The organism is Pseudoalteromonas sp. CO325X (genome assembly GCF_004208955.1).
GTDB lineage: Bacteria > Pseudomonadota > Gammaproteobacteria > Enterobacterales > Alteromonadaceae > Pseudoalteromonas > Pseudoalteromonas ruthenica.
Genome location: NZ_SGPG01000006.1, coordinates 22,630 through 47,742, shown reverse-complemented (window position 1 = coordinate 47,742; position 25,113 = coordinate 22,630). Strand labels below are relative to the sequence as shown.

Sequence of the window (25,113 nt, the reverse complement as noted above, 5' to 3'; positions counted from 1 at the left end):
ATGCCCTCCTACGCCTGTGCCGCTGCACGTTGCTGGTATAAAGTCGAGAAATACACGTCTTCTAAGTTACTGGGCACGGCCTCAAATCCTTCCGGCGGCGCATCGGCAAATACATGTAAAATAGTATTGCCAGCAAACAAGCGTTTAGAAATCACCGGTAGATGCTGCTCAAGCTCTAACGCCTGCTGTTGATTGGCCACTTCTTTTCGCCAAATCTGGCCATTAAGCTGATGGGTCAAATCGATAGGGTTGCCTTGCAGGAGAATCTCGCCACCCGCTAGCACCGCCATGTTAGGACATAACTCACTGACATCATCAACGATGTGAGTTGATAAGATCACCACTTTTTGCTCACCCAAACTAACTAATAGGTTGTGAAAGCGATTCCGCTCTTCAGGGTCTAAGCCCGCAGTCGGCTCATCGACTATCAGTAGGTCAGGGTCGCCAAGCAGCGCTTGAGCAATGCCAAAGCGTTGGCGCATACCTCCTGAAAAACCACTCACTGCTTTCAGTTTATGCTCATACAAGTTGGTGTGCGCAAGTAGGCCATCGACCACTTCTTTACGCTCTTTGGCGTTGTCTAACCCTTTTAATATCGCCATATGATCGAGCAAATCTGCTGCACTAACTCGGGGATAGACGCCAAAATCTTGTGGCAGATAACCCAGGCGGCGGCGCACTTCCTGCGGCTGTTTAAATACATCCAGTCCATCAAACTCGATGGTGCCGCTATCCGCTGTTTGTAAGGTTGCAATGGTGCGCATCAATGATGACTTTCCGGCACCGTTCGGCCCAAGGAGCCCAAACATGCCTTTAGGGATTGTTAAATTCACTCCTTTGAGCGCTTGCACGCCATTGCCATATGTTTTGGTAAGGCCTTGAATCGAAAGCACGGGGTATTCCTTTTTATATTTATTATTAGTGCCTAGGGTTATACCACAGGGGAAAGCGGGTACAAAGATGAACGCGACGTTAATATGTAAGTAAATATGATGTAGACAGAAATACCATTCGGACCTAGGCTAAATTCACCACCACCATTGAGCGAGTACACTATGCAGCCCCACCAACATACCCCGTTAACCGACTTTATTGAGTACCCTGCCGCGCAAATGCTGACGCGTGCGCAGGAGTTTTTAGACACCGCCAAACGTCGCCACAGTATTCGTAGTTTTAGCGACCGTGCGGTTGATAAACGCATTATCGAAACCTGCATTCAGGCGGCAGGCACAGCGCCGAGTGGAGCTAACCACCAACCCTGGCACTTTGTCGCTATCAATTCCGAAGCCGTAAAAAAGCAAATTCGCGAGCAAGCAGAGCAATTAGAGCGCTCGTTTTATGAGGGCCGGGCTGGGCAGCAGTGGCTAGATGCACTCAAACCTTTGGGCACCGATGCGCAAAAGCCATATTTACAACATGCGCCTTGGTTAATCGCGGTCTTTAGCCAGAAAAAGGCGGTTTACACACCGATGAGCAGCAACCCAATTATTATGTTCACGAGTCTGTTGGGCTCGCCACAGGCTTTTTAATTCAAGGCTTACATCGCGCCGGGCTAGCCACCCTCACGCACACTCCCAAGCCGATGAGCTTCCTGAGCGAAATTTGCGGCCGCAACAAGGACAATGAACGTCCCTATATGCTTATCGTGGTCGGCTACCCAAGTGACGATGCCACGGTGCCTAACCACGCTTTACAGAAAAAATCGCTGGCTGAGATAGCAACATTTTTATAGCGCTGCGGGCTGCGCTTCGGTGGCTATTATCTCACCGGGAGCCAGCCCTGAAAGCACCTCAACCTGATCCTCCACAACTTGCCCCAAACGAACATAGCGGCGCTGCAATTGCCCTTGCTTTACCACCATGACCATGTCCAGCTGACCGTGTTGGTGCACCCACTCGCGGGCCACCAGTACTCCTTGGCGTGAAGACGCTGGCAGCTCCAACTGCGCATACAAGCCTGGCAGCAGCTTCGCACTTTGTGGCGCCGCAAAGCGCATCAACAGTGAGCGCGAACCACTGTCCGCTGCGGGGACCACCTCCACCAGCGGCACGTCTGCGTGTAGCGCTAACGCGGCGATTGAAACTCGTCGCTGTGTGCCAATATCCAAGGTTAATGCCTGGCCTTCACGCACCGCAAACTCAAGTTGAAGCTGCTGCGGATTGTAAATGGCCAGTAGCGCCTGCCCTGGGCTCGCGGTATCACCCGGCTCAGCGAAACGCTCGACCACGCGCCCAGCAATAGGTGCAGTAATGGTGGCGTACTGTAAGGCAATCTGCGCTTGTTGCAACGCTTGTTGGGCCTGCTCAACACTGGCTTTGAGGTTGTCATGGTTGGCGGTAGCTGCATCAATATCGTTTTGCGAAATCAACCCTTTTGCAAATAGCTCATTAGCACGGCGAAGCTGTTTACTGGCCTGCGTCAATGACGCTTGCAATGCATTTACTTGCGCTTGGGCTTGCTGCACTTGGCTTTGTAGCGCCTGTTTATCAAGCTCAATCACCACTTGCCCTTGCTTTACGGTGTCGCCTGCACGCACTAAAAAGCGCTCAATCTGTGCTAATACCCGTGCTGAAACTTGGGTATTTTGCTTGGCAATAACCTGCCCTGGCACCACTTCTGCCACATTTATGACACTAAGCTCAACCTGATGGGTGGCGCCTCGGTATGATTGTTCATCGGTTTTAACTCCTGGCGCAATATGCTGAGTAAGCACCCCAGAAAACCACACTATTACGGCGGCTAAAATAGCTATGACGAGCGCCGCTGTTAACTTAGTTCGCATTGTTTGCTTCCTCTTTTGCAAAGACCAGGTAATACACCAAAGGCACGACCAGCAAAGTGAATAGGGTTGAGGCGAGAATGCCGAAAATAATCGCGATTGCGAGACCGCTAAAGACGGGATCAAAAATGATCATTATATTGCCCAGCAGGGTGGTCCCAGCGGTTAACAGCACTGGTCGCATACGTACCTGCACAGCGTTAATAAGCGCCGTTTTAATGGCTTCACCTTGGCGTCGTGATTGTTCAATAAACTCCACGAGGATCAGTGAATTACGTATGACGATTCCGGCCAGGGCAATCATGCCAATCATCGCCGTGGCGGTAAATAACACCGGCTCCGGCGCGCCGGCAATAGCGCGCTCACCCAATTGATTCAGTAACCAAAAGCCGGGCATGATCCCAATAATGGTAAGCGGGATGGCCGACATAATAATTAATGCCAAGCTCATGGATTTTGTTTGCACCCGCAACAACACTAAAATGGCTGCCAACGCAAAGGCAAAGGCAATGCCCATATCGCGAAACACATCAATGGTGATGCGCCACTCCCCTTCGCCGCTAAAAGATACATCAATCCCCTCGCTAAGGTGCCATGCTTGAGTACCACCCGAATTAACAAAAGTACGCTGCTGCCAAGGGGTGCTTTGCAATTCTGCCACGCCCTTATCGGCACTGACATCGGCAATCACTTCCGCCGGGGTACGGCCATTGAGCTCAGCCATGACATAGATAACCCGTTGTAAGTCTTTGCGCACAATGGGCTGGGGTCGCGCTAATGAGTTAAACTCGCCCAACTCGGACAGCGCCACCATAGGCTGAGGAGCGCTAGATAAACCAAGCTCCGAGCTACTTTGGCTAATATTGCGCTGACCTTTCACCTGCAGGGCGCCAACATGTGTTTGCGTACGGTGGCGATATGGCAGCGTCACCTCGATAGGCAGCGGGTTGATTTCATCATCAACATAAAGTTGACCGACCTGCTGACCTTTTAATGCCACCCTTAGCGCCGTAGCGATATCGGCGCTGGCTACCGCCGACAGTGCCGCTTTGCTAGTGTTGGTAACAAAGCGCAGCTGTGTTTGCGCGGCGGCCATGGAGCTGTCAACTTCAACAACATGGGGCTCTTGGCGCAGCCGCGCCATCACTTGGCGTGCGGCCTCACGATGCTGTAGCGCATCAATAAACGGTTTGGCATAGACCTCGGCGACCAAAGTGCTCAGCACCGGAGGTCCGGGCGGCACCTCAATCACTTTAATAGTGATCCCATCTTGATTAAATTCGGCCAGCTTATCACGCAGCCGTAACACCACGGCATGGGACTGATGCTGGCGTTGCGATTTATCGTGTAGTAATACCCGTAACTCCCCCTGATGCTCGCCAACGCGGCGGTAATAACCTCGCACCATACCATTAAAGTCCATACTCGAAGGCTGGCCGACGTACGCGGCAATGGCCTTGACCTCATTGAGCTGCCACACCTTGCGCTGAACCTGCCGGGTTACCGCCGCTGTATGCTCCAATGCCGTCCCTTCGGGCATGTCAATGAGCACCTGCACCTCACTTTTATTATCATAGGGCAGTAACTTCAGCGGTACGGCACGCATCACCGGTAAGCTGGCACTGAATACAAATAACGCTAAAACCGTATACAGCACCCATTTGGCTCTGCGTGGTTGGCTAAGGATATAACCCAGCAATTGCGTGTATTTCTGCATCGCTTTGCTTGGCTCACTGAGCGCCAGACCTTGCTCTGGCTTGAGGATACGCATAGCTAGCCATGGCGTTACGAAAAATGCCACCAGCGTCGATAGCGCGACACTGATTGGCACGTTAAACGCCATGGGCGCCATATAGGGACCCATCATTCCGGTAATAAAGGCAAGTGGAAAGAAGGCCACCATAATGGTCAATGTTGACATCAACAGCGGCGTGCGAATTTCGCTGATGGCAGCGACGATGTTATCTTTTCGATCACCAGAGCGATTAAGGTAGCGACTGATATTGTCTATGCCGGTGATTGGGTCATCGACTAATAGCCCCAAGGCTAAAATGAGCGCGAACAAGGTGACGCGGTTAATGGTGTAACCAAATGCCCAATCTAAGGTGAGGGTGAGGCCATAGCAAATAGGCAAGGCCAAGGCGATCACGATCGCTGGACGCCACCCTAGAAACACGCCAATAAAGAGCACCACGGTAATAATGGCAAAAGCCAGGCTGGCGCCGAGGTTATTGACTTTGTCATTCGCTGTTTGGCCATAGTCGCGTAGCGTCACCACTTTGACTTCTGGCGGCAACAGCTGTTGTTGCAAACGCGCCATTTCTCGATGCACCGCATCGGCAACCGCTACCGCATTACTACCCCCTTGCTTTGCCACGCTTAAGGTCACTAAGGGCAGCTGCTGGTGTTCGCCATGTTGTAACCACTGGTAATGACTGGGCTCACTGGGGCCAACGGTGATCTCGGCGACGCTATCTAAGCGCACTGCCTGACCATTGACAACATTAACCACTAACTCACTGAGCTGCGCTTGGTCACGTAATGCATCACCAGCTTGAACATGCACCCGCCATGGGCCTTGCGCATCGTTGACTCGACCCACTTCATGCAACTGATTTGATACCTCCAGCGCATAGAGAACATCTTGTACCGTGGTTTGATGGGCATTGAGCGCGCTGATATCGAGATAAATATAGGCGCTGCGTTTACGCCCAGCGACCACCTTTACCTCACTCGTATCCGCCAAGCGTTGTAAATTAGTGGCTAACTCCTGCGCCATGCGAGTGAGGTCATAATCGTTATAGAGCTGCGGTGCCTCGCTATATAAGCCCAACATCACAATGGCCACATCATCGACCGATATGGGCTTAATCTGCCACTGCTTAACCACCTGAGGCATGGTGTCTTGATAGGCATATAATTTTGCATAAGTGTCTATCAAAGCTTGCTCGCGGGAGTGACCCACCTCGAAGCGCAGTGTGGTCACTAATTGCTCATTAGCCGTGGTGGAATAGATGTGTTCAACCCCAGGAATTTGCGCCAGCAGCTTCTCTAGTTTGATGGTCACCAGCCGTTCGACTTGTGGCGCTTCAATACCGGGCACGGCCACGGTGATATCAAGCATAGGCACGGTGATCTGTGGCTCTTCCTCACGCGGAGTATAGCTTAAGGCCAAGGCGCCAAGCACCAAGGCCACAATGAAAACCACCAGCGCAAAAGGGCCATTCAAACTTGCTTTTACTGTTTTATCCAAGGCGTTCACAGCCTACTCCTGACAAAATAGCGTGTATAAAGTCTGCAAAATGGCCTTCGCGTTATCATCACACAACTGGTAGTAAATGGTCTGACTCTCACGCCGCGTGGTCACCATGTTTTCGTTACGCAATACAGCGAGGTGCTGTGACAATGCCGACTGACTTAACGGCACCGCATCATTGAGCTGGGATACGCTGAGTTCACCCTGCTGCAAACTGCATAGGATCATTAGACGATTTTTATTTGCCAGAATCTTCAACAGGCTTTGTGCCTGCTCAGCGCTGTCGGCTATTTTACTGAAATCCACGTGTCGCTCTTGTTGTGAACTGAGAATGGCAGAAGTATAGAAAGGAATATTAGCCTTGTCTAATATTAATTGTTGCTAATTTAGATTTTACTAATATACTGAATATAGTCTCTCATCTCAAACAAGGTGTATTGCTATGAATATATCTGCTGCGCTGCGACTGATTGCCGGCGTTATGGTCCTGATATCCTTACTGCTGGCGCATTTCGTCGACTCTAACTGGCTATTTTTTACTGTATTTATTGCCCTTAATCTTATCCAATCAGCATTTAGCGGCTGGTGTCCTATGATGTATATATTAAAAAAGCTAGGCATGGAGGAATAATATGCTGACCCCAATCCCAGATTTACTGAAAACCATCACCCCTAATCAACGCCGAATTAGCGCCGAGCAAGCGAAAGCAGAGCTAAGTGATAATCATGGCTTATTGATTGATGTACGCGAACCCGCCGAGCATGCAACCAAAGCCGCCACTGGTGCTATTAATATTCCTCGGGGGCTACTGGAAATGAAGCTGATGGAAATTGAAAAAGACGCCAACCGCCCTATCTACTTACACTGTGCCAGCAGTGCGCGGGCGACACTAAGTGCCGAGCAGCTCACGCGCGTTGGCTACAAAAATGTCACCGTCATAACCTGTAAGGCCGAGCATATTTGTCAGGTGTTTTAACCTAACAGTAACATGACTCCGATATGCTCTGTATTTTTAGGTTAATGGGTACAGAGTAATGACGTTAACGCGGAGAAGTTTTTTAAAGGCATCGGCAGCCGGGTTTGGTGCTGCCGTTTTATCGCTCGGCCTCAGTGGCTGTGTATTCGATAGTGACGATGACGATAGCGTCGATGTGAGCTTTGATCACGGTGTCGCCAGCGGCGACCCACTCAGCGATGCCCTCATTATTTGGACTCGAGTAACACCGCAACAGCCAGTTAGCAGCCTCAAAGTGCAATGGCAGGCGGCGACCGATCCCGAGTTTATCAACATCAGCCATGATGGCGAGGCGCAGGTAAGTGCCGACAGTGATTTTACACTGAAAGTGGACTTACAAGGGCTCGATGCGAACACTCAGTACTATTACCGCTTCAAGGCATATGGCAAAACCTCTCCTACGGGTAAAGGGAAAACGCTGCCAACAGGCAATATCGAGCAAGTAAAGTTTGCCGTGCTTTCATGCGCAAACTACCCTGCTGGCTATTTTCATGTATATGGCGAGGTTGCCAAACAACCTGACTTAGACGCGGTATTACACCTTGGCGATTACCTCTATGAGTACGGTAATGACGGTTATGCCACTGCCGATGCAGCGGCCCTTGGGCGCCTACTACCGCAAGATAACAGCACAGAAATGTTATCGCTTGAAGATTACCGTAAACGTTATGCACACTACCGCACAGATACCGACCTGCAAGCAGCGCACAGCCATTGTCCATTTATTGTGGTGTGGGACGACCATGAAATAACCAATGATACCTGGCGTGATGGTGCCCAAAATCATAGTGAGGACGAAGGGGATTTCACTCAACGTAAGCTTTATGCCTTACAAGCTTACTTCGAATGGATGCCCATACGTAATGTGGCCGACAAAGAGCGTATTTATCGTCGTTTTGATTTTGCTAACCTAGTGTCTTTGTACATGCTGGATACCCGCGTACTGGCCCGCGATGAGCAACTTAGCTTTGCTGATTTTGATCTTGCTAGCGCCCCTGGACAAGCGCAGTTTGCCAGTGCTATTAGCTCCTCATCACGGGCTCTTTTAGGTAGCGAGCAATTAACTTGGCTACAAGATGGCATTATGACCTCTGACTGCCAATGGCAAGTACTCGCACAGCAGGTCCTGATGACGAAGATGCATATGCCGGTGGAAGTATTACAGCTGCTCGGGAGCCTGCAAGTAGCCTTGGCTAGTGGCGAAGATACAAGCGCCCTGCTCACCCAAGCCAATGCATTGTTCGCTGAGTTGGCGCAAATAAAAACACGCATACTAGCTGGGGATCCCACTGTCAGTGCCAACGAGCGCGCCCGAGTAGAAACCAAAGTACCCTACAACCTTGATGCCTGGGACGGTTACGCTTATGAGCGCGAGATGTTGCTCGCCAGCGCCGTAGCTGCGCAAAAGGATTTAGTTGTACTTGCTGGCGATACCCATAATGGTTGGGCAGGTCAATTGCGAACCGACGCCACTAATCCCATTGCTGCTAATCAAGCGGCTGGCGTTGAGTTTGCCACCGCTTCGGTTTCTTCCCCTGGACTTGAAAGTTATTTATCCCTGAACACTCAGGATCCGCAGGCAGTAGCACAAATAGAGCAGGTCATCACCTTGCTGATTGACGACCTTACCTATAATAACTTAGTGGATCGGGGTTATCTCACGGTGACGTTCACCGCCGAGCAGGCACAGGCGCAGTGGCATTACATCAACACAGTAAAAGACAGCAATTACCAAGTGCTTTCAACACGTTCAAAGCAGTTATCGGTGAATGCCGGTAGTCGTCAGCTGATAAGTTAATCTGAACGCTGCTCGAGATGCTTGAGTCGCGTATCAATCCGTTCTACAACTTCGACCAAGCGTGCCAACAGCGCTTGGTCGCTAGGTTGTGACATAGACTCTGATTGTGTTTGTTGGTGCTCAGCTAACCGCTCTTTTTGCGCCAAAATGGCCTCACGGAACTGCTGTGCATCCACCACTCCAATGAGTGACACTAACGCACCGGTACCCGACTGGCCCGCTGTTTCAAAGCTCAATTGATGAATACCAAACAGTCGCATCAATGGCCCTTGCGTTAACCCCACATCAGTAATTTTATCAAGGGGAATGGTTTTTTCAGTGCGTACCAAAATACCGCGTTTAACAAACAGCTTTTTTTCACTCAAGGTTGCCGACATGGCCGCCAACATACGCCCTGATACAAGCCACACAACAATGGCAATAACGGGGATAAAAACAATACCAAACAAGGTCACGGTAGCAACCAATAACCACAAGACCAACCAGTATTGTTTCACTTTGGGGTTAAATTGCGCGCTGTGTAAAATCGTTTCACTACTCATTAGTACTACCTAGCTGGTAGTCAAATACGTAATGGTGAGCACCATTGTCCATATTGATGGTCATTTTCCCACTCAAGCCTCGCAATTCGCCGCTACCTGAATCCGGCACCACCTCAAGGATCAGTGTATCTTTGCCTTGGTTCATGGTACCGAAGTGCTGGAGTACGAAGCTGCCTTTTTTGTCACCCAGTGTCCCAGTGACCTGCTCCAAGGCAACATAACCAGCAGAGCCTTGCACTGGCGTGCGGGCACTGAGCATTTCACCTTGACTAATACCGTGGAGCTCACCACTAAAGGTTTTATCTATCGACATTCTTCCTAAATCAATACCGTCTACCCCAGTGGCATAACTTTGTTGCGGGTTTAATTTAACGGTAAAAGTTCCTGTTGCTTGCATGGTGGCTTCCTGTTGGTTAGTCCTTGTACTCTAGTTGTATAGAAAAACCACCAACAACGCAACGTTGGTATCATAGCAACCATGGCGCCAGTGCACAGGTTTGATACACTGAGCACTTAATCCGCAGCAAAGTACGCATATGAACACAGCCGGTAACGAAAAAAGCGCTTTGCGCTACCTCCGCCCTATTTTTAAATTTGTGTGGCCTTATAAGTGGGTGGTTATCGCCGCCCTCGCAGCGCTACTACTGACCGCAGGTATTAACCTCTCGTTGGGACAGGGGCTCAAGCAAGTGATTGATGACGGCTTTATTGCTGGTTCAATTACTCAGCTACGACAATCTGTGATGGTGCTTATTGCCCTAATCGCGATCATGGCGGTGGGAATTTTCTGCCGCTTTTATATGATGTCGTGGCTAGGTGAGCGCGTTAGTAACGATATTCGCAAGGCGGTGTTCGCGCGTATTGTCTCCCTGCACCCAAGTTACTTTGAAGAGAATCGCAGCGGCGAAATTATGTCGCGCCTAACCACCGATACCACCTTACTGCAAAGCATCGTCGGCTCGTCTTTATCCATGGCACTGCGCAGTGCGTTGATGCTCGTCGGCGGCATCATTATGTTGTTTATCACTAATGTGAAGCTGACGTTGATCGTACTGCTGTGTGTACCGCTGGTGCTCTTACCTATGAAGTTATTCGGCCGCCGCGTACGCACGTTAGCAAGTAGCTCCCAAGACGCTATCGCTGATATCAGCACCTATGCTGGCGAGGTCATGCAAAACATCAAAACTGTTCACAGTTTTAACCGCCAAGCGATGGAGCAAAACGCTTTCAATGGTGAAGTAGATAAAGCTTTCTCAGTCGCCAAACGACGAATACTTCAGCGCGCCATCCTGATAGCCCTCGTGATTTTTATCACCTTCTCGGGGATCAGTTTTATGCTCTACAGCGGCGGCGTGGATGTTCTCAATGGCGCTATGACAGGCGGTGAGCTGGCAGCCTTTGTTTTTTATGCTGTGGTGGTGGCGATGTCGGTAGGCACAGTGGCGGAAATATATGGCGAACTGCAACGCGCAGCAGGGGCCGCTAAGCGCCTAGTAGAACTACTGCAAGTACGCAGCGATATAATCGACCCAACTAATCCGGCCCGCTTTGACATCAAGCAAAGCGAAACGGCCATCTTAGCTTTTAATGAGGTGAGTTTTTGCTACCCCTCGCGACCAGATAAACCCGCCCTTGATGGATTTAACCTAACCATTAACGCTGGCGAGACCATTGCAATTGTCGGCCCTTCGGGGGCGGGGAAAAGCACCTTGTTTGAGTTGTTACAGCGTTTCTATGACGTGAGCAGTGGCCAAATTAAGTTGCACAACAAAGAACTTAACACTTTGTCTTTACACGCGCTTCGTGACGAAATGGCCATGGTGGCCCAGCATCCAGTGCTGTTTAGCGCCGATGTTTATCACAATATCGCATATGCGCGCGAAGACGCCACACAAGCCCAAGTTATCGCTGCCGCGAAGCAAGCCTATGCACATGAATTTATAAACGACTTACCTGATGGCTACAGTAGCTTTTTAGGGGAGCGAGGTGTGCGCCTATCGGGAGGGCAAAAACAGCGCATTGCCATTGCTCGTGCGATTTTAAAAGACCCTAATATTTTACTTTTAGACGAAGCGACCAGCGCTTTAGACGCCGAAAGTGAGTTTCATGTGCAAGCCGCGCTGACCCGACTCATGCAATCCCGCACAACGCTAATTATTGCCCATCGTTTAAGTACGGTGATGCATGCGGATCGCATCGTGGTCATGGACCAAGGTAAAGTGGTGGCCGTTGGTGACCACCCGACATTATTGCAACAATCGGCGCTGTATCAGCGCCTATGCGAGTTGCAATTTAATCAGCCTTCGCAGTTATCTAGTTCTTAACGTTAGGCACGATTTGGATTTCTACACGACGGTTCAAAGCGCGACCGTTAGCCGTGGAATTATCCGCAACAGGGCGACTTTCGCCAAAGCCTTGAGTGCTCACACGCGCCGCTAAAATTTGCTTGTTCACCAAGTAATTTTTAACGCTCTGAGCACGCTGCTCAGATAAACGTTGGTTATAATCACTGGCGCCGGTGCTGTCGGTATGACCTTGAACGCTCAGGTAGGTTTTCTCGTACTTGTTCATAACACTGGCAATTGCGTCTAAAGTACGGTGGAAACCACTAGAGATATAAGATTGATCGGTGGCAAAGGTAATATTTGAAGGCATCACTAAACGGATGTTATCGCCCTCGCGAACCACTTCCACGCCCGAGCCCGCTAATTCATCTCGAAAAGCCTGCTCCTGCTTATCCATGTAGTCACCTACCGCAGCACCCGCTAAGGCGCCAATGGCGGCACCGATAAAAATACGCTTGTCGTCATGATCGCCCGTCGCTTTACCTAGTACGGCGCCAATGCCGGCACCAATACCTGCACCTTTTTGCGTATTGGTTGCTTGGCAACCTGACAAAACCACTGTTACCGCTACTGCTGTAGCCACTGTAGAAAAACGAGTCATACGTTTAACCATTGTGAATTCCTAAATAGTTGAGTATGCAGGTGATACTAGCAAAGATTAATGAACTAGAGGTTAAAACCGTGCTAATTAATTCCGTTTTGAGGCATCACTGGAGGTAGCGCATAAGGTTTGACCAACGCACTTAACTCGCCACTGTTAAGCATTTTCTGGTACTGCTGATTAATTTTCTCAGCCAGTGTGCTGCCAGCAAAACGCGATGCAAACGCCATATGACCATAAATGGCGTCTTGGTACCTATATGGGTGCTTCATAAGTTGATGTGCCGGACGTTGCAGTACGCCCATGGCATGTTCTGCCGTCGCTTCAACGCCAATAAACAGGTCTACGCGGTCTTTAAGTAACATATCTAAAGCGATTTGCTCTGACGTCACTGGTACTTTTATCAGCTTTTCATCATTGTCAAAGCGCGCAAAGTGCGCCGCTCCGCGCATCACCGCAATACGTTTCCCATACAAGTCGTTGTAGCGCTCGATGTTAAAGCTGGGTGTCTTTAGCGAATAAAAGCTAAATGATGAGTGTAATGCCATGTAAGCTGGCGTAACAAACTGCAGTTGTTGTTCACGAGCAGGGGTACGTATTAGCCCGCCCATTATATCTACTTCATTATGGGTGAGTAAGTAAACACAGCGAGAAAACGGGCATGCAATTACGTTGATATCGAAGTTTAGCTCTTGTGCTATCGGACGCAGGATATCAATAATCAGCCCTTTAGGTGCGCTCGATTCGGTATTGCTATACGGCGGCGCATGATCGACGGCCACACTAACAACCGTGCGAGCACTGGCACAAAGCGAATATACCAACGTAACTATCAGCAAAAAAAAGACGCGTGTTCTTACTACCACCTGTGCCCCTTGCAACTAACACCGCTGTGCCTGTACTGTCATATTAATGACAACTAATCGAAGTATAGTTTAGCGATGAAACTTTTATCGTTATTTTATCAGTTTTTCCTCCTCGGCTGCACTAGCTTTGGTGGCCCAGCAGCACATTTAGGTTACTTTCAACGCCACTTCGTTGAAAACAAGCAATGGTTATCACAGCAGCAGTACGGGAACTTGATCTCGCTCAGCCAGCTATTACCAGGTCCCGGCAGTTCGCAGGTAGGCTTCGCAATTGGCTTACACCATGCGGGCGTGCTTGGTGGCATCGTTGCTTTTGTTGGCTTCACCTTGCCCTCTATGTTGATTATGGTGTTATTGGCTGTTGGCGCGCAGCAATTAGGCTGGGGGCTGTCTGGGTTAATCATTGGCCTAAAACTTTTCGCAGTCGTCATTGTTACTGACGCACTGATAACGATGACTAAAAGCTTTTGCCCTAACTGGCAAACAAAAGCGTTAGCATTGCTCAGTGCCTTGGCACTTATTTTTGTTCCTTCCCTTTACACTCAACTGGCCATTTTAGCCGTAGCTGGCGTAACCGGTGCTTGGTTATTAAAACCGATGGAGTGCGCCGAGTCCGAGTCGCCTACACGACTTAACTGGCCGGCTTTACTGCTCTTTTCAGTGCTGTTTTTACTTACCTTTAGCGCGGCTTCTGGCTATTGGCAACTGGCTGGGCAGTTTTATCAAGCGGGATCTTTGGTATTTGGCGGCGGCCATGTGGTGTTACCGCTGTTGGACACTATTCTAACGGATGTTGACAGCGATGCATTTTTATCCGGCTATGCAGCCGCTCAGGCTATTCCTGGGCCGATGTTTACCTTTGCTACGTACCTTGGTGCTATCATGACACCGCATGCGCCTTTGCTAGGCGCTACCTTAGCCACCTTAGCCATTTTTACGCCAGGTTTTTTGTTGGTTATCGGCTTTCATCGCCACTGGCAGTCGTTATTGAGCAACCCACTCGTTGCTGGCGTGAGTAAAGCCATTAATGCTGCAGTGGTGGGCTTTATTGCTGCCGCTTTATACAACCCGATCATCCCCTCAGGCGTAAGCCAATGGTGGTATGGTCTTGTTGCCATTATCGGGCTGTGGGTGTTGCGCCAGTATAAACCGCCAATACTTATGGTAATCGCCAGTTTTGCAGCGCTGGGGCTATTGCTGGCAAAGTTGCCCTAATCACCGATTAGTTAGGGCTACTCATTTGCCCAGTAATACTCTGATATGGGCGTAATTCGAACACAGGCAGCATCGCGAGCAGATGATCCATAATTTCAGCCTGCAAGTGCTCATAAGAGATCCAGCGTTTATCGGCACTGAAGCAGTAAAATTCAATAGGCAGGCCGTGGTTTAGTGGCTGCATCTCGCGCACCATTAAGGTCAGCTCATTGTTGATGCGCTCATGCTGCTTCAAGTAGCCTTCGGCATAGCGGCGAAATAACCCGAGGTTAGTGACCTGCTCCGGCAAGTTACTGGCTTTGACATAATCATCAATATTAATGCTGTCGCTGATACGTTGCTGCAATGCCTCGTCGGCGAGGCGAATACTGTTCATATCGATATTCAACGAGCGCTTTATCCGGCGACCACCAGACTCTTGCATACCGCGCCAATTCTTAAATGAGCCGGCCACCAGCATATAAGTTGGAATTGTGGTGATAGTGTTATCCCAATTGCGCACTTTAACGGTGTTCAGGCCAAGATCGATAACTTCACCGTCAGCGCCGTAGTTATCAACCTGAATCCAATCTCCGTAGGTAACCAAGCGATTAGCGGCAATTTGAATACTGGCAACGAAGCCCAAAATCGTGTCTTTAAACACCAACATAGTGACCGCTGCGATAGCACCAAAGCCAGAGATAATGTAGGTGGGAGACTTCTCCAGCAGTAATGAGAAGATTAAGATGGCACAGATTATAAAAGTCACCAGCTTTACCAGTTGGATAAGACCTTGAATCGGGACTTCTCGGGCAAACTCAAACTGATTATAGATAGCACCACCAACACTGACGACACTACTGACGATAAAGCCGCCATAAACAATAAGCGCTATCTGCGCTAAAGTCCGTACAACGCCACCCACCAGCTCGGTGCTTGGAAAAACGTTCTGGAAAAAGGCTAAAAACACCACACAGCAAATAATACCGGCGACGCGACGATTCAGCTTTTGTAGCAACGGCGCCAGCATGGTAATGCGCTCTGGTGATAACTTGGCGGCCAGCGACTGTACACCTGGCAACATCAAGCTGCGCAGGAAAAAATACAGCAATAGAATCGCCAGCATCCCCAAACCTGTGGCGGTAATCGCACTGAATAAACTGGCTTGTTCCATGCCCTCAAACCAAGGCTCGATCAGGGTTTGTAACTGGCTCTCATTCATAGTTCACCTGTTGAATTCGCAACGTCAGGACACACCTCAGTGACAGGTGCATAATTGTTAGCAATCAACGCATCTTTCTGATGCCACATAACATTGAGGTGTTTTTGAAACTCAACGCGAAAGGCTTTATCTTGCTGATAGTCCCCCACAAGTTGTGGTGCAATTTCTCGCACCTCTACTGAGAGTTCAATATGAGTAAGTCGGCCAGTTAAAAAGTCGCGACAGATATGGCTGCCCTGTGATTGGTAATGCAACGTTGCATCTAACAGACCGTCAAATTGCTCCCCTAGCACTTGCAGTGCAAAGGCAATACCGCCAGCCTTGGGCTTGAGCAAATGGCGAAATGGACTCTCTTGGCGTTGATGTTTACTGGCAGTGAAACGTGAACCCTCAACAAAATTAACGATACACGATGGATACTGTTTAAAGTTATGGCAACTGCGTTTGGTTCGCTCTACGTCCATACCTTTGAGCTTTGGATTCTTGGCTATTTGCTCTTTGCTAGCACGCTTCATAAAGGGCATACCCATAGCCCATGCACCGCTACCAATCAGTGGCACATATTTTAACTCATCTTTGAGGAAGAACTTCGGTGCGGGTAGCTCATTCACCGCACTAAGTACAACGATATCAAGCCAGCTAAGGTGATTAGATATCAGTAAATACCAAGCGCCTTTTTGCACTTCACCGTTGAACGACACATCAAAGTTCTCACAGCCGATCTTTAACCCTAAACGATTGCCACCACGCCAGCCATTGTAGGCGCTATGTAATAATACGGTTACTACATGCAGTGGCAACACTAACTTCACTAAGCCTAAGAGGAATACGATTACTCCCCACACCAGTGTATTCACTAGCAACACACAGCCAGCTAAAATCCCTGCTAACCAATTGGGTAGAAATCGCTTGAGCATAGTTAACTCCTGTTATGCTTTGCTAAATCGTCAAATACACGGTCTTTGTCATGCCACATATCATTAAGATGCTGCTGAAAAGATACCCGAAATTCATTGTCATTGCTGTAGTCACCCACCAACTTTTTATCAAGCGGGAGTACCTCAACATGCACAGCAACCTCTTTCACTTTGCCTGCAGCCAAGTCCAAAAATGTGGGGATGCCACCGGGGTAATGAATGGTCACATTCACTATCTTACTGATCTGCTCTCCCATCGCTTGCAGCACAAACGCGACACCACCCGCTTTAGGCTTCAGTAAATGCTTAAACGGACTGCGTTGGCGCTGATGCTTGTCGTCGGTATAGCGCGTCCCCTCTACGAAGTTGACAATAGACACCGGCATTTCTTTAAACTTTTCGCAGGCTTTGCGTGTGGTTTCGATGTCTTTGCCACGCAGTTTAGGGTTCTTCTTAAGCTGCGATTTACTGGTGCGTTTCATAAAGGGAAAATCTAACGCCCACCAGGCTAGGCCTAAAAAAGGCACGTACAGTAGCTCTTTTTTCAAAAAGAAGTTCAAAAATGGTATGCGGCCTCGAAAGATGCGCTGCATCACCAAAATATCGACCCAACTTTGATGGTTGGCAATCACGAGATACCAATCTTTTTTGCGTAGCTTATCAAGGCCACTCACTGTCATCTTATAGGGAGTGAGCAATTTTTGATTCAATGAGTTACCACCCACCCATAACCCTGCCATGGCTTTTGCCGCCGCACTCATTAACTTTTGCCAAGGCTTGATGGGCAATAATTTCAGTAACCCGCAAAGCACGATGGGGAAAAACCAAAACAGGGTGTTAATCGTGTACAAACTAACACTTAAAACTTGCCTAACTACAGCTACTACAGCGCGCAAAACGACTTTCCTATATAGGTATAAAAAACAAGCGCTAATAATAGCGCTTTTTATCGACAACAGAAAACCGATCTGTTGGTGTTACTAACAACAAAGTTAATCTTCGAAATAGGTGTATCCGCTCAAACCTTGTTGTAGCTGTTCAATATACGCCTTTTTGATGTCACTATCGATATCAAGCGCGTTGATACGCTGGTGATAGACTGCTGCTAAGTCATCGCTATCGTAATGCACAAATTTTAATACGTCCTGAACACTGTCGCCCTTGAGTTTATGACTTAATTTAAACTCGCCATTATCACTGTGCACATGCACCGAGTCGGTATCACCGAAAAGGTTATGGAGATCGCCAAGAATCTCTTGATACGCACCCACCATAAACATAGCGACATGATACTGTTGGCCGAATTCATAACGCGGTATCGGCAGGCTCGTTTCAATCCCCGCCCCGTCAACATAATCACGAATTTGACCATCGGAATCACAAGTGATGTCTTGGATAATCACACGCTGCTCCAATGGCTTATCTAAGTTTTCTATAGGTAGTACCGGGAATAATTGGCCAATACCCCAGACATCGGGCAGTGATTGGAACAGCGAGAAATTCACAAATAGCTTATCAGCGAGCTTTTCGTTAAGGTCGTCCAATACCTCGCGATGGGCACGCACCGAATCCCGCAAACAATCACGTACCTTATGTAAGGTGCGGAAATAAAGCTGCTCTACCAACGACCACTGCATAATGCCCAACATGCCATGAACATACTGGCTATGAGCCTCACTAAATAAGTGCATGGCATCGTGATAGCTCTCCAACGCCATACGACTGCTCACCGCTTCACAAGTGTGCCGCATTTCTATCACTACAGAAGGCAAATTTTGGTACTGGTCGATGGCTACATCGTTATTTGGGATGCGCTCCACATCCACCACATCGGTAATCAGCACGGCATGGTGAGCCGTCAGTGCTCGTCCTGACTCGGTAATGATATGTGGATGTGCTAAATCATGGCTGTCGCTTACCTCACTAAATGCGGCCACCACATTGCGCGCGTATTCTTCCACGGTGTAGTTCATAGAGCAGCTGCTGCGCGACCCCGAACCTTCGTAGTCCACACCTAGACCACCACCGACATCAACGGTTTTTAGCGGCACGCCCATTTGCGATAACTGCGCATAGTGGCGTGCACACTCTTTGAGCGCGCGTTGAATGTCGCGAATATTGGCAACCTGTGAGCCAATATGAAAATGCACGAGTTCCAGCAAATGTAACTTGCTTTGTTGACGCAGCAGTTCGACCGCTTGCAGTACCTGCGAGGCGGTCAGGCCAAACTTGCCTTTTTCGCCGCCGGTATTTTGCCACTTGCCCTTACCCACAGAGTTGAGGCGAATACGTATACCTATTGCTGCTTCTAGGTTCATGGCCGCCATTTCTTTGAGTAAGGCATCCAATTCAGAGAGCTTTTCGATAACAATATTAACCTTGTGGCCCATGGCTTGACCAATTAATGCGAGACGCAAAAACTCACTATCTTTATAGCCATTACACACTATGGTGATATTTTTTTGTGCTAACCCCAATATCGCCATTAACTCCGGCTTGGAGCCCGCCTCTAAACCGACTTGGTTACTATCATGGGCCAGCAGCTTATGCACCACCGAGCGCTGTTGATTCACTTTAATTGGGTAAACACAGGTATAGCCGCCTTGATACTGCTTCGCCTCATTCGCCTTAGCAAAGGCACCAATAAGCCGTGAGGCTCGGTGCTGCAGAATATCGGTGAAGCGCACTAATACCGGTAACGTCAGACCTTGCTCTTTAAAGCTTTCCACCAGCTTATTTAAAGGCAAACCGGGGCGACTATGATCGCCATCAGGATACGCTACGAGCTCGCCCTGCGGATTAATATCAAAGTAACCGTCGCTCCAGTGACTTACGTTATATACGGCCTGAGCAGCCTGGTAACCCCATTGCATAAAGCACTCTCAATATTGACCTGTGAATTTGCCGCTAGTGTAATACCTTAAAGTGTTCCTAGCGAATAGAAAATCGTACGGATTGGGCTAAAATTTCATTGAGCATTATGACGCTCACTGGCAAAATTGTCCCTCCACTTTACTGGCGATTATTGAGCACATGACAAGTTTAGATAAAAACCACTGGTTTACCGAGGTAAGCGACCGTGACGGTAGCGCTTTCTCATTGCGTATTAATAAGTTGCTTGAACAGCAACAGTCTCCGTTTCAACACGTAGCAATGTATGAAACCACCGATTTTGGTAACCTGATGGTGATTGACGGCTGCACTATGGTCAGTAGCCGAGAAAACTTCTTTTATCATGAAATGATCGCCCACCCAGCGCTATTTAGCCACCCGAACCCCAAAAACGTGGTGATTATCGGCGGTGGCGACTGCGGAACCCTGCGCGAAGTACTTAAACATGACAGCGTCGAAACTGTCACGCAAATCGACATTGACCAAGTTGTCACTGAGATGTCGCTGAAATATTTCCCTGAGTTGTGCAGTGCCAATGATGACCCCCGTGCCACCTTGCTCTTTGATGATGGCATCAAATACATGCGCGATGCGCAAGCCGAGTCGATTGATGTCATTATTGTCGATGGCACTGACCCTGTAGGCCCCGGCGAAGGCTTGTTTAATCATGCTTTTTATCAAAGTTGCCTTGCAGCATTACGTCCAGGCGGTGTGCTGGTTCAACAAAGTGAAAGCCCGCTTATGCATATGCCATTGCTGCTGGAAATGCGAGCGGCCATCAAGCAGGTTGGTTTCGGCGCGTTGCAAACCTTGCCTTTTCCACAGCCGATTTACCCATCGGGGCTGTGGTCAGTCACCTTAGCACGCAAAGGCCTGGGTTTTGACGGCTTTAGAGCCTGTGACCCTGACGCCCTCAACACCTTATATTACACGCCGGGCGTACACCAGGGTGCGCTCGCGGAGCCACCTTTTATGACCAAGGCCTTTAATCAGCAAGGCTAATCAGATGGGCGACTATTCGCCCTGACTCTCGCTATGTAATATGTGAATACGTATGCAGAGTCGTGTATTTCATCGCTAACCCCCTTACTCTTAATGCTTCCAATTCAAGTACCTGTAGGCCTGCGTTTGCCAGCACACGTAACAGCCATCGCTTTGGCCTCGGGTATAACAAGCAGGATAGGTTGATGCGATTATTACTTCCCTTACTACTGGCCTCACCTTTGGCGTTGGCAAAAACAGTCGATGTTAGCTCTCCCGATGGCAAAATCACGCTTACATTAAGCGACGAAGGGGCGCCACATTATCATGTGAGTTACGATGGCAAAGCGGTGATTAACCCATCTAAACTGGGTTTTTATTTTGCCCATGCCGCTCCGCTAAGCGATGACTTAACTATTAGCCGCAGCGAACGCCACAGTGCCGATACCACCTGGCAACAACCTTGGGGTGAACAACGTTTAATTCGCGATAACCATAATGAGTTGGCGGTTACTTTTAGCGACCCAGAGGCTGCTGAGCAGTCTTATACCGTGCGCGTAAAAGTGTTTAATGACGGTCTTGGGTTTCGCTATGAGCTTACCGGTAAAGAACGCCCCGATTACCGTATTACCGATGAACTCACCGAATTTGCCCTTGCTGGTCAAGACAATGAGGCGCTGTGGATCCCAGCCCGAGGCTGGAATCGCTATGAATACGTTTACAACCGCACTAACACCGCTGAAGCTGCTCATGTACACACCCCCTTCACCGTAAAAATGCAAAACGGTATTCACCTCAGTATTCACGAGGCAGCACTGGTCGACTACGCAGGCATGACCTTAAACCAACGCCGACCAGGCACGTTTAAGGCTGATTTAACTCCTTGGTCCGATGGCATCGCAGTGAAAACAAAAAATGGTTTCACCACTCCTTGGCGGACCATCCAAATTGCTGATAAAGCCACTGGGCTACTCAACTCACACCTGATTTTAAACCTCAATGAGCCCAATAAACTCGGTGATGTGTCTTGGGTTAAACCCGGTAAATATGTCGGTATTTGGTGGGGCATGCACATCAATGAAAACACCTGGGGCAGTGGCGACAAGCACGGAGCCACCACCGAAAACACCCGCAAATATATGGACTTCGCCAGTAAATATGGCTTTGACGGAGTGTTGGTTGAGGGCTGGAACCAAGGCTGGGATGGTGATTGGTTCTATAACGGTGACTTATTTAGCTTCACCGAGAGCTACGATGATTTTGACATTGAGGCCATTGCCAAATACGGTGAAAAGCGTGGCGTAAAATTGATTGGTCACCATGAAACCTCCGGCAATGTCAGTAACTATCGCCAGCAAATGGACGCCGCCTTCGCCCTCTATCAACGCCATGGTGTTAGCCAGATCAAAACCGGTTATGTTGCCGATGGTGGCAACATCAAGCGCCTTGATGAACAAGGCATTGCTCGCTATGAGTGGCATGACGGCCAGTTTATGGTCAATGAATATCTCCATAATATTAAACTTGCCGCCGAGTATCAGCTCAGTATCAATACCCATGAGCCCATTAAAGCAACTGGCTTGCGCCGTACCTACCCAAATTGGATCACTCGCGAAGGAGCCCGAGGTCAAGAGTTTAATGCCTGGGGAACGCCGCCCAACCCGCCCGCGCACACGCCGATGCTGGCTTATACGCGTATGCTCGCCGGACCTATGGATTTTACACCGGGCATTTTCGATATGGGCTTCAACGGTTTAGGAGCTGACACTAATCGCCCGCAAACAACGCTGGCAAAGCAGTTAGCACTGTACGTGGTGTTATACAGCCCGATTCAAATGGCCGCCGACTTGCCACGCAACTATCTCGCCAAACCCGCAGCGTTTCAATTTATTCAAGATGTACCGACCGATTGGGAAAAAAGCCAAGCCATTGCTGGCGAAATGGGTGAATATGTGGTTTTTGCTCGTAAAGAGCGTCAACGCGATAACTACTCTGGCAAGGATTGGTACCTCGGTGCTATCACCGATGAGCAAGCTCGAGACATCACCATTAAACTTGACTTCCTTGAGCCAGGGAAGCGTTTTGAAGCGCAGATATATGCCGATGCTGAAGATGCTGAATGGGTTAACAACCCCTACAGCATGGACATTCACACCGAAAACGTGAGCAGCCAAGATAGCTTAACCCTGCGCTTGGCACCAAGCGGCGGCACCGCCATTCGCTTTAAAGCACTAGACTAACCCACTCACAGGCCGACGCCCGGTCGGCCTGTATTACCTGAACCGTTCACAAATGCCCTGCCGACACATACATAGTGATTAGCTTGATTGTCGCGACGCCGCGCCCGCGCTCTGCAAGTTTAATTCGCTGCGCTTTATTTCACGTAATATTGAAGTCCGGTTCATTTCCATAAATAGCCACAATTTGATGGCTATTTGTACCAACAGCCCAGCGATAAACCACACTCCCCAAAATACCTGCTCGGTGATAACGGTGGCCATGTAGAATCGGTAGCCGGCGTAAATAAAAGCCGCCGTCGCGAGTAGAGCAAGCAGCGTCGAAAGCCAAACCCAACGGCGCATAGAGCCACTATAGATGTGCCCAAGGCGATTAAATAAGCCCTGTTCACGAGATAAAATCTGATCTAACTGCGCTTGCTCACTGTGTAAACTCGCTTTAATTTGTTGCTCAACACTCATAACGCTCTCTCCTATTGCTGTGCCCATTGGCTTAATCTTTTTCTGGCCTTGTGCAAGCGTGACTTCACTGTGCCTTGAGGAATATCCAACACCACTGCAATGTCGCTAATGGCTAGCTCTTCAAGGTAAAACAAATACACTGTATGACGCTCCCCCCAAGGCAGTCTGGCTATCAGACTCAACATATCTAGGCTTTGCTCCAAACTTATAGGTTGCGCCGCCACTAACGGTGCTTCGGCTATACCCTGCTCTTTGTACTGACGCCGTATTACATCAATAAAGCGCCGGTAAATAGCACGAAATAACCAAGCTTTAAATGCTCCGGGCTCCAGCAACGAACGTATATCTTTGGCTACCTTACTCCATACTTCCTGAGTAATATCACCAGCATCTTGGGGAGATTGACACAGCTTATAAGCAAAACGATAACTCGCTTGATAGTGTAGCTCGCATAATTGGTTAAACGCCTGCTTATCACCGCCCTGCGCCGCCAAGACCAGCAATGCCGTATAAGATTGTTTCATAGCCTTTCCAGGTGTTTATTAGCAAGACGCGCTATGACTTACAAAGGTTCACGTATATTGAAAATAAATAACGCTTGATTGCCGCTATCGCCCCTATGAACGTGTAGCGCAAAAACCAAGAGGGAGCACGTACATCAGTCATGCCGGCCGACTCAGCCAACAAAGCATGAAGTGCAGGGCTAATATCCTTCTCCGTAGACGTCATTGTATTTGGCGAAAGTGCGAGTTGCTGTGAACTTTATCACCGCGATGAAAATACACCCCTTCTCACAGCAAGCGATACAGCTCAGCGCATTAAGGGAAAGAGCGTCAACCGCGAGCCCATGGGGCCGGGCCCGCAGTCCAATATTGGCAGCTATTTACTTGTACAACAGCGAGAACTGCTATGAGTACAAAGCAATCGTTAAGGCCACTTAACCTCGGATGCCAACACCCGCTCGGGGGCAATGTAGTGAATGATATCGCCACCTTGGATGGCATAATCCAACGGCGGATTTAAATCCATATCTAAGGCGCTGCGATTATGAGCAATCCCTAAAATAGTGGCGTCGTATTGGTGTTTAAATAGAGTAAAAATATCGTTGTAGGTAAACTGGCCGACATCGTTGGGGATCATCATAGAAAAATGGGTATCCCCATGCAGGCTAGACATAATCTCCTGCTGCACCCGACTCGCCCCTGGGTCCTCCATAGAGCGCACTAAAACTTCCGCTGTGCGGTTAGAGCTGCACTCCACATTAGCACAATGTTCACCTAGCATCTGTGCCTTGCTTTCATCGTCAAAATAAGCACAAATATGGGCACTTTCCTTTACCAGCTTGCTAATCTTTAGCGCCGTAGTGAAGCTTTGGTTATCATCGGCTCCCTCAACAATTATTTTATCTGCTGTGGCAATGCCTACGCGTTTAAGTTGCTCTTCATCGGTGTAACTACTGAGCTTAACAAAGCTGACATCGGGCTCGGAGAAAAACGGATGCTCCATATCATCGGTTACTGCGAGTACAATTTCACGCTTTACCCGCTTTTCATCAGCAAGAATATAGCGCACCATTTTTCTGGTGCGCACTGGGTGCCAACCAAAAATAATGATGTGATTAGCAAAATGAGTCACGTCTTTTTCACCTGTCATAGCGCGCCTTATTAAATGTGTGATGGACTGCCCTGCTTTACCCAGCAACATGCCGAACAAGGCCAAACCGAAGGGGATCTGAACCAAAGCCACCAATAAGCGGCCCATCTCTGTAGTCGGACTAAAGTCGCCGTAACCCACCGTTGAGGTAGTCACGACATAATAATAAAAAAAGGTATTCGCAGAGGTAAGCGCATGCTCCCCAGCAATTGACAATAGCACCCAAGTGAGTGCCATATGTGCCAAGGTGACAAACACCACAACCTGCCAACTAAGTTGGTCAATATGATTGCGTATCGTCAGTAGCACACGCTTTAAAATAATCGGCATAGCTCGCCTTATTAGTATACTT

The 25,113-nt window shown here is 49.0% G+C and carries 22 protein-coding genes and 1 pseudogene; 8 read left to right on the top strand and 15 right to left on the bottom strand.

Features of this window, described 5'->3' with window-relative positions; translation table 11 throughout:
• Positions 1 to 8: 8 nt before the first annotated feature.
• Entirely contained in the window at positions 9 to 893 is an 885-nt protein-coding gene (locus EXT46_RS02565) for an ABC transporter ATP-binding protein (RefSeq protein ID WP_022943935.1), read from the bottom strand.
• Between the two features lie 162 nt (positions 894 to 1,055).
• Here EXT46_RS02565 and EXT46_RS02560 point away from each other — a divergent pair.
• A pseudogene (locus EXT46_RS02560) lies at positions 1,056 to 1,732 on the top strand (nitroreductase family protein).
• Here the strand turns inward: EXT46_RS02560 and EXT46_RS02555 are convergent.
• Genes EXT46_RS02555 through EXT46_RS02545 form a run of 3 tightly spaced genes read right to left on the bottom strand, consistent with a single transcriptional unit; the run spans position 1,727 to position 6,341 of the window.
• Positions 1,727 to 2,782 (bottom strand): efflux RND transporter periplasmic adaptor subunit, encoded by a 1,056-nt coding sequence (locus tag EXT46_RS02555; RefSeq protein ID WP_130145057.1) that lies wholly within the window; start codon positions 2,780 to 2,782, stop codon positions 1,727 to 1,729. The pseudogene EXT46_RS02560 and the gene EXT46_RS02555 sit on opposite strands and share 6 nt — an antisense overlap.
• Positions 2,772 to 6,041, bottom strand: coding sequence for an efflux RND transporter permease subunit (locus EXT46_RS02550; RefSeq protein ID WP_130145055.1), 3,270 nt, complete (start codon positions 6,039 to 6,041; stop codon positions 2,772 to 2,774). The genes EXT46_RS02555 and EXT46_RS02550 overlap by 11 nt, the downstream gene beginning before the upstream one ends.
• A 3-nt stretch (positions 6,042 to 6,044) precedes the next feature.
• Positions 6,045 to 6,341, bottom strand: coding sequence for a metalloregulator ArsR/SmtB family transcription factor (locus tag EXT46_RS02545; RefSeq protein WP_022943931.1), 297 nt, complete (start codon positions 6,339 to 6,341; stop codon positions 6,045 to 6,047).
• Positions 6,342 to 6,477: 136 nt separating this feature from the next.
• Between EXT46_RS02545 and EXT46_RS02540 the strand changes: the two genes are divergently transcribed.
• Genes EXT46_RS02540 through EXT46_RS02530 form a run of 3 tightly spaced genes read left to right on the top strand, consistent with a single transcriptional unit; the run spans position 6,478 to position 8,849 of the window.
• Positions 6,478 to 6,666 carry a DUF2892 domain-containing protein gene (locus tag EXT46_RS02540; RefSeq protein WP_022943930.1) on the top strand — a complete coding sequence of 63 codons (189 nt, stop codon included), beginning with the start codon at positions 6,478 to 6,480 and terminating at the stop codon, positions 6,664 to 6,666.
• A 1-nt stretch (position 6,667) separates the two neighbouring features.
• On the top strand, positions 6,668 to 7,012 hold the full coding sequence (locus tag EXT46_RS02535) for a rhodanese-like domain-containing protein (RefSeq protein WP_022943929.1): 345 nt from the start codon (positions 6,668 to 6,670) through the stop codon (positions 7,010 to 7,012).
• Between the two features lie 58 nt (positions 7,013 to 7,070).
• Positions 7,071 to 8,849 (top strand): alkaline phosphatase D family protein, encoded by a 1,779-nt coding sequence (locus EXT46_RS02530; RefSeq protein ID WP_130145053.1) that lies wholly within the window; start codon positions 7,071 to 7,073, stop codon positions 8,847 to 8,849.
• Here EXT46_RS02530 and EXT46_RS02525 read toward each other — a convergent pair.
• On the bottom strand, positions 8,846 to 9,391 hold the full coding sequence (locus EXT46_RS02525; protein ID WP_022943927.1) for a PH domain-containing protein: 546 nt from the start codon (positions 9,389 to 9,391) through the stop codon (positions 8,846 to 8,848). The genes EXT46_RS02530 and EXT46_RS02525 overlap by 4 nt on opposite strands.
• The gene (locus EXT46_RS02520) at positions 9,384 to 9,788 is read right to left on the bottom strand and encodes a DUF3224 domain-containing protein (protein ID WP_130145051.1); all 405 of its coding nucleotides are present in this window, start codon (positions 9,786 to 9,788) and stop codon (positions 9,384 to 9,386) included. The genes EXT46_RS02525 and EXT46_RS02520 overlap by 8 nt, the downstream gene beginning before the upstream one ends.
• Positions 9,789 to 9,927: 139 nt before the next feature.
• Between EXT46_RS02520 and EXT46_RS02515 the strand changes: the two genes are divergently transcribed.
• The gene (locus EXT46_RS02515) at positions 9,928 to 11,715 is read left to right on the top strand and encodes an ABC transporter transmembrane domain-containing protein (protein ID WP_130145049.1); all 1,788 of its coding nucleotides are present in this window, start codon (positions 9,928 to 9,930) and stop codon (positions 11,713 to 11,715) included.
• Here EXT46_RS02515 and EXT46_RS02510 read toward each other — a convergent pair.
• Positions 11,705 to 12,337, bottom strand: coding sequence for an OmpA family protein (locus tag EXT46_RS02510; protein WP_045980297.1), 633 nt, complete (start codon positions 12,335 to 12,337; stop codon positions 11,705 to 11,707). The genes EXT46_RS02515 and EXT46_RS02510 overlap by 11 nt on opposite strands.
• A gap of 83 nt (positions 12,338 to 12,420) precedes the next feature.
• On the bottom strand, positions 12,421 to 13,203 hold the full coding sequence (locus tag EXT46_RS02505; RefSeq protein ID WP_130145047.1) for a transporter substrate-binding domain-containing protein: 783 nt from the start codon (positions 13,201 to 13,203) through the stop codon (positions 12,421 to 12,423).
• 75 nt (positions 13,204 to 13,278) lie between these two features.
• Here EXT46_RS02505 and chrA point away from each other — a divergent pair, with 75 nt between their 5' ends.
• On the top strand, positions 13,279 to 14,418 hold the full coding sequence (gene chrA / locus EXT46_RS02500; protein ID WP_130145045.1) for a chromate efflux transporter: 1,140 nt from the start codon (positions 13,279 to 13,281) through the stop codon (positions 14,416 to 14,418).
• Positions 14,419 to 14,425: 7 nt separating this feature from the next.
• On the opposite strand, the gene EXT46_RS02495 is transcribed toward chrA, so the two are convergent.
• The 4 genes from EXT46_RS02495 to speA form a co-directional block, all read right to left on the bottom strand.
• Complete coding sequence (locus EXT46_RS02495) at positions 14,426 to 15,619, bottom strand: mechanosensitive ion channel domain-containing protein (RefSeq protein WP_022943920.1); 1,194 nt, start codon at positions 15,617 to 15,619, stop codon at positions 14,426 to 14,428.
• Positions 15,616 to 16,536 (bottom strand): acetyltransferase, encoded by a 921-nt coding sequence (locus EXT46_RS02490; protein ID WP_130145043.1) that lies wholly within the window; start codon positions 16,534 to 16,536, stop codon positions 15,616 to 15,618. Before EXT46_RS02490 ends, EXT46_RS02495 begins: the two co-directional genes overlap by 4 nt.
• Before the next feature lie 2 nt (positions 16,537 to 16,538).
• Complete coding sequence (locus EXT46_RS02485; protein WP_130145041.1) at positions 16,539 to 17,432, bottom strand: acyltransferase; 894 nt, start codon at positions 17,430 to 17,432, stop codon at positions 16,539 to 16,541.
• A 96-nt stretch (positions 17,433 to 17,528) separates the two neighbouring features.
• A complete protein-coding gene (speA, locus tag EXT46_RS02480; RefSeq protein WP_130145039.1) occupies positions 17,529 to 19,409 on the bottom strand; it encodes a biosynthetic arginine decarboxylase in 1,881 nt (626 codons plus the stop codon).
• Between the two features lie 160 nt (positions 19,410 to 19,569).
• Between speA and speE the strand changes: the two genes are divergently transcribed.
• Positions 19,570 to 20,430 (top strand): polyamine aminopropyltransferase, encoded by an 861-nt coding sequence (speE, locus tag EXT46_RS02475; protein WP_022943916.1) that lies wholly within the window; start codon positions 19,570 to 19,572, stop codon positions 20,428 to 20,430.
• A 185-nt stretch (positions 20,431 to 20,615) separates the two neighbouring features.
• Positions 20,616 to 22,649 (top strand): glycoside hydrolase family 97 protein, encoded by a 2,034-nt coding sequence (locus tag EXT46_RS02470; RefSeq protein WP_130145037.1) that lies wholly within the window; start codon positions 20,616 to 20,618, stop codon positions 22,647 to 22,649.
• A 78-nt stretch (positions 22,650 to 22,727) separates the two neighbouring features.
• Here EXT46_RS02470 and EXT46_RS02465 read toward each other — a convergent pair whose 3' ends face one another.
• The 3 genes from EXT46_RS02465 to EXT46_RS02455 all read right to left on the bottom strand — a co-directional run bounded on the left by EXT46_RS02465 (position 22,728) and on the right by EXT46_RS02455 (position 25,091).
• The gene (locus EXT46_RS02465; protein ID WP_130145035.1) at positions 22,728 to 23,108 is read right to left on the bottom strand and encodes a DUF6768 family protein; all 381 of its coding nucleotides are present in this window, start codon (positions 23,106 to 23,108) and stop codon (positions 22,728 to 22,730) included.
• 11 nt (positions 23,109 to 23,119) lie between these two features.
• Complete coding sequence (locus EXT46_RS02460; protein ID WP_130145033.1) at positions 23,120 to 23,632, bottom strand: RNA polymerase sigma factor; 513 nt, start codon at positions 23,630 to 23,632, stop codon at positions 23,120 to 23,122.
• 403 nt (positions 23,633 to 24,035) lie between these two features.
• Positions 24,036 to 25,091, bottom strand: a complete 1,056-nt coding sequence (locus EXT46_RS02455) for a potassium channel family protein (protein WP_130145031.1) — start codon at positions 25,089 to 25,091, stop codon at positions 24,036 to 24,038.
• Positions 25,092 to 25,113 lie beyond the last annotated feature (22 nt).

What these genes read in the sequence shown, in the direction of transcription:
- EXT46_RS02520 (WP_130145051.1), bottom strand. Translation starts at nt 9,788, where the DNA reads ATGCAAGCAACAGGAACTTTTACCGTTAAATTAAACCCGCAACAAAGT.
- EXT46_RS02455 (WP_130145031.1), bottom strand. Translation starts at nt 25,091, where the DNA reads ATGCCGATTATTTTAAAGCGTGTGCTACTGACGATACGCAATCATATT.
- EXT46_RS02540 (WP_022943930.1), top strand. Translation starts at nt 6,478, where the DNA reads ATGAATATATCTGCTGCGCTGCGACTGATTGCCGGCGTTATGGTCCTG.
- EXT46_RS02525 (WP_022943927.1), bottom strand. Translation starts at nt 9,391, where the DNA reads ATGAGTAGTGAAACGATTTTACACAGCGCGCAATTTAACCCCAAAGTG.
- EXT46_RS02510 (WP_045980297.1), bottom strand. Translation starts at nt 12,337, where the DNA reads ATGACTCGTTTTTCTACAGTGGCTACAGCAGTAGCGGTAACAGTGGTT.
- EXT46_RS02495 (WP_022943920.1), bottom strand. Translation starts at nt 15,619, where the DNA reads ATGAATGAGAGCCAGTTACAAACCCTGATCGAGCCTTGGTTTGAGGGC.
- speE (WP_022943916.1), top strand. Translation starts at nt 19,570, where the DNA reads ATGACAAGTTTAGATAAAAACCACTGGTTTACCGAGGTAAGCGACCGT.
- EXT46_RS02515 (WP_130145049.1), top strand. Translation starts at nt 9,928, where the DNA reads ATGAACACAGCCGGTAACGAAAAAAGCGCTTTGCGCTACCTCCGCCCT.
- EXT46_RS02490 (WP_130145043.1), bottom strand. Translation starts at nt 16,536, where the DNA reads ATGCTCAAGCGATTTCTACCCAATTGGTTAGCAGGGATTTTAGCTGGC.
- EXT46_RS02535 (WP_022943929.1), top strand. Translation starts at nt 6,668, where the DNA reads ATGCTGACCCCAATCCCAGATTTACTGAAAACCATCACCCCTAATCAA.
- EXT46_RS02460 (WP_130145033.1), bottom strand. Translation starts at nt 23,632, where the DNA reads ATGAAACAATCTTATACGGCATTGCTGGTCTTGGCGGCGCAGGGCGGT.
- EXT46_RS02530 (WP_130145053.1), top strand. Translation starts at nt 7,071, where the DNA reads ATGACGTTAACGCGGAGAAGTTTTTTAAAGGCATCGGCAGCCGGGTTT.
- EXT46_RS02465 (WP_130145035.1), bottom strand. Translation starts at nt 23,108, where the DNA reads ATGAGTGTTGAGCAACAAATTAAAGCGAGTTTACACAGTGAGCAAGCG.
- chrA (WP_130145045.1), top strand. Translation starts at nt 13,279, where the DNA reads ATGAAACTTTTATCGTTATTTTATCAGTTTTTCCTCCTCGGCTGCACT.
- EXT46_RS02470 (WP_130145037.1), top strand. Translation starts at nt 20,616, where the DNA reads ATGCGATTATTACTTCCCTTACTACTGGCCTCACCTTTGGCGTTGGCA.
- speA (WP_130145039.1), bottom strand. Translation starts at nt 19,409, where the DNA reads ATGCAATGGGGTTACCAGGCTGCTCAGGCCGTATATAACGTAAGTCAC.
- EXT46_RS02555 (WP_130145057.1), bottom strand. Translation starts at nt 2,782, where the DNA reads ATGCGAACTAAGTTAACAGCGGCGCTCGTCATAGCTATTTTAGCCGCC.